The sequence below is a fragment of the Mycobacterium sp. genome, assembly GCF_036488105.1.
GTDB lineage: Bacteria > Actinomycetota > Actinomycetes > Mycobacteriales > Mycobacteriaceae > Mycobacterium.
The window spans coordinates 1-3,316 of record NZ_DASXHW010000040.1; the positions used below are offsets into that span (position 1 = coordinate 1).

3 protein-coding genes are annotated in these 3,316 nt (G+C 67.1%); 1 reads left to right on the plus strand and 2 read right to left on the minus strand.

From position 1 onward, the window contains the following. Positions 1-105: 105 nt before the first annotated feature. Both VGH54_RS02130 and VGH54_RS02135 read right to left on the minus strand, forming a co-directional pair. On the minus strand, positions 106-1,236 hold the full coding sequence (locus VGH54_RS02130) for a citrate synthase 2 (protein ID WP_331510284.1): 1,131 nt from the start codon (positions 1,234-1,236) through the stop codon (positions 106-108). A 288-nt stretch (positions 1,237-1,524) separates the two neighbouring features. Then, positions 1,525-2,775, minus strand: coding sequence for an HNH endonuclease signature motif containing protein (locus tag VGH54_RS02135; protein WP_331510285.1), 1,251 nt, complete (start codon positions 2,773-2,775; stop codon positions 1,525-1,527). 71 nt (positions 2,776-2,846) lie between these two features. On the opposite strand from VGH54_RS02135, the gene VGH54_RS02140 reads away from it, so the two are divergent. Beyond that, positions 2,847-3,316, plus strand: a 470-nt coding sequence (locus tag VGH54_RS02140; RefSeq protein WP_331510286.1) for a pyridoxal 5'-phosphate synthase, incomplete at its 3' end; no start/stop codon positions are given.

Genomic DNA, 3,316 nt, shown 5'->3' on the forward strand with positions numbered 1-3,316 from the left:
GGGCTCCTTGGTGTCGGTGGGTGGCCCGGGACGGGCCTATGGGTATGACTCGAGCATCGATGCAATCTCATCACCACCCACCGACAAGGAAGGCGTTTGCGGCTGTCAGGCCGTGACGACCTCGTTCCAGCCCTCGACGGATTCCGGGCTGCGCGGCCCGGGGCCGACGTAGATCGCCGCCGGACGAACCAGCTTGCCCAGCCGCTTCTGCTCGAGGATGTGCGCGCACCACCCGGCGGTACGGCCGCAGGTGAACATCGCCGGCATCATCCGCGCCGGCACCTGTGCGAAGTCCAGGATCACCGCGGCCCAGAACTCGACGTTCGTCTCGATCGCCCGGTCCGGCCGCCGCTCCCGCAGCTCGGCGAGCGCGGCCTGCTCGACGGCCGCCGCCACCTCGTAGCGCGGCGCGCCCAACCGCTTGGCGGTGGCCCGCAGGACGCGTGCTCGCGGATCCTCGGCGCGGTACACCCGGTGACCGAAGCCCATCAGCTTCTCGTGCCGGTCCAGGATGCCTTTGACCAATCCGCGCGCGTCATCGGTGCGCTCGACCTCTTCGAGCATCGGCAGCACTCGGGCCGGCGCACCGCCGTGCAGCGGGCCGCTCATCGCGCCCACTGCTCCCGACAGCGAGGCCGCCACGTCGGCGCCGGTGGAGGCGATCACCCGCGCGGTGAACGTCGAGGCGTTCATGCCGTGCTCGGCGGCCGAAACCCAGTAGGCGTCGACGGCCTCGACGTGCTTGGGATCCGGCTCGCCCTGCCACCGCGTCATGAAACGCTCTGTGACCGTTGAGCATTCGTCGATAACCCGCTGAGGTACCGCGGGCTGGTAGATGCCCCGGGCCGATTGTGCGACGTAGGACAGCGCCATCACCGAGGCGCGGGCCAACTGGTCGCGGGCGGAGTTGTCGTCGATGTCGAGCAGCGGCTGGTATCCCCAAATCGGTGCCAGCATCGCCAGACCGGCTTGAACGTCGACGCGCACGTCGCCGCTGTGAATCGGCAGCGGGAACGGCTCGGCCGGCGGCAGTCCGTGGCCGAATTTTCCGTCCACCAGCAAAGCCCACACGTCGCCGAAAGTGACGTGCTGGCCGACCAGGTCTTCGATGTCGACACCGCGGTAACGCAGGGCACCGCCGTCCTTGTCGGGCTCGGCGATTTCGGTGGTGAATGCCACCACGCCTTCGAGTCCGGCAACGAAATTCTCCGGGATCTTGTCCGAGATGACAGTCATGACCGAATTCTCCCACGCGAGCGCGGGCCCGTTGCTACCGGTCGGTAACTAAGGTCCACGCCGCCCGGCCGGACCTACGCCGAAAAGCGTTGGATGGCCCGGATATGAATGGTTTCGAAGTTGACGACGCGCGCGGCGAGTGCGCGTCGGCGCCGCCAGGGGTTGCGGCGCCCGGTTGTCGTCCCGATGTCCACCACGCGGCAGGCAGCCGGATAATAAATCCTCGATGCCACAATGTGATTGAGCTTCTACACATTCCCGACCGTGGCCGGCCCCGGTACACACAGGCTAGTTGTTCGTCGGTGGTGGTTGAGGCTGGAAGGGCTCATACCACCACCAGTTGGCGCGCTCGCCGGTAGGTCCTGGGCAGGGCGCCACCGCGGGCGGGGGTTGAGTTGGTGGGTGCGCCAGCGGTCCCCGGCTCAGTGATCGGCCGGCTTCGTCGGTGACGACGAGGGCGGATGCGGGTCCGGCGATTGTGATCACGCCACGATGGTGCAATCGGTGATGATAGGGGCATAGCAGCACCAGGTTGGCCAGCTCAGTGGAGCCGCCGTCTTCCCAGTGCCGGATGTGGTGGGCGTGCAGGCCACGGGTGGCGCTACAGCCAGGAACGACGCACATGCGATCGCGATACTCCAGCGCGCGACGAAGCCGCCGGCTGATGAGGCGGGTCGCCCGCCCCGCACCAATGGGCTCGCCGTGACGTTCGAACCAAACTTCACACGTGGCGTCACACGTCAGGAATCGCCGTTCGGCGTCGGTGAGCAGTGGACCCAGATGCAGGGCGGCAGCGCGCTGCTCAACGTCGACGTGCACCACCACGGTCGTGTGCTGCCCGTGGGGACGGCGGGCCGCCTCGGCGTCCCATCCAGCCTCGATCAAACGCAGAAATGCCTCGGCGGTGCCAGGCAACGAGGGCCGCCGATCGGAACCGCCCGCGCCATCACCGTAATCGTGCTTCCACTCGGCGATCAACGCATCACGATGAGAAGCCAAGGCGGCGTCGAACTTCGCGGCGTCCTGGCGACCGAGCGTGATCCGGTAGCAGCTGCCCTGCTCGGTAGTAGTCGTAGTGATCGAGCGCTCGGGCCCTTGCCGAGGTTCGGGTTCGGGTCGCGGTTCCATCGTGACCGCGGTGCGTAGCTGATTGACCGACGCGCAGGCCGCCAGCTGCGCGTAGTGCTCATCGGATCCCTGGCCTGCTCGCGCCGCGATAACGCCCACCTGATCCAGCGACAGGCGGCCCTCTCGCATGCCTTGGGCGCAGCGTGGGAACTCCTGCAGCCGACCCGCGATGGTGGTGATCGTGTGGGCGTTTGCCGGCGAGCAACCCGTCTTCCAGGCCACCAATGCAGGCACCGACCGCGCACCGGTGGCACCCCACAATTGGTCGCGATCGATCTCGGCGACGATCTCAACGATGCGCCCATCGATTGCGTTGCGCTGACCGGTCAATTCCGCCAGCTCCTCGAACAACACCTCAAGGCGCTCGCGAGGACTGACCAGCACGGCGCCAGCGGATGCGGTCGAAGACATGACGTCATCATCGCAGCCACCTCCGACAAATTCCGGGCGTCCGATCGCCGACCGCGGGTACCGTTGGCGCGATGGTGGGACCAGACAACGAGCACCTGGCGGCAATGCGCAAGGAGTACGGATCCCGGGAGCGCGACGGCAGCCCCGACCTCGATGTCGATTGGCTCGACGATGGCTGGCTTGCCTTGTTGCGCAAATGGATTGGCGAAGCCGAGCGCGGGGGCGTCGCCGAACCCAACGCGATGGTGTTGGCTACCGTCAAGGCGGGCAGACCGGTCAGCCGGTCGGTGCTTTGCAAGGGCGTCGACGAAGACGGAATCACCTTCTTCACCAACTACGACTCGGCCAAGGGCGACGAGTTGGCGGCGACGCCGTATGCGTCGGCGACCTTCCCGTGGTACCTACTGAACAGGCAATTCCATATCCGCGGGCCGGTTACCAAGGTCGAGCCCGAGGCCACCGAGAGCTACTGGAACAACCGGCCACGCGGCTCGCAGCTCGGCGCGTGGGCGTCGCAGCAGTCCCGGCCGATCGCATCACG

Coding starts and splice junctions, on each gene's coding strand:
- VGH54_RS02135 (WP_331510285.1), bottom strand. CDS start 2,775: ATGTCTTCGACCGCATCCGCTGGCGCCGTGCTGGTCAGTCCTCGCGAG.
- VGH54_RS02130 (WP_331510284.1), bottom strand. CDS start 1,236: ATGACTGTCATCTCGGACAAGATCCCGGAGAATTTCGTTGCCGGACTC.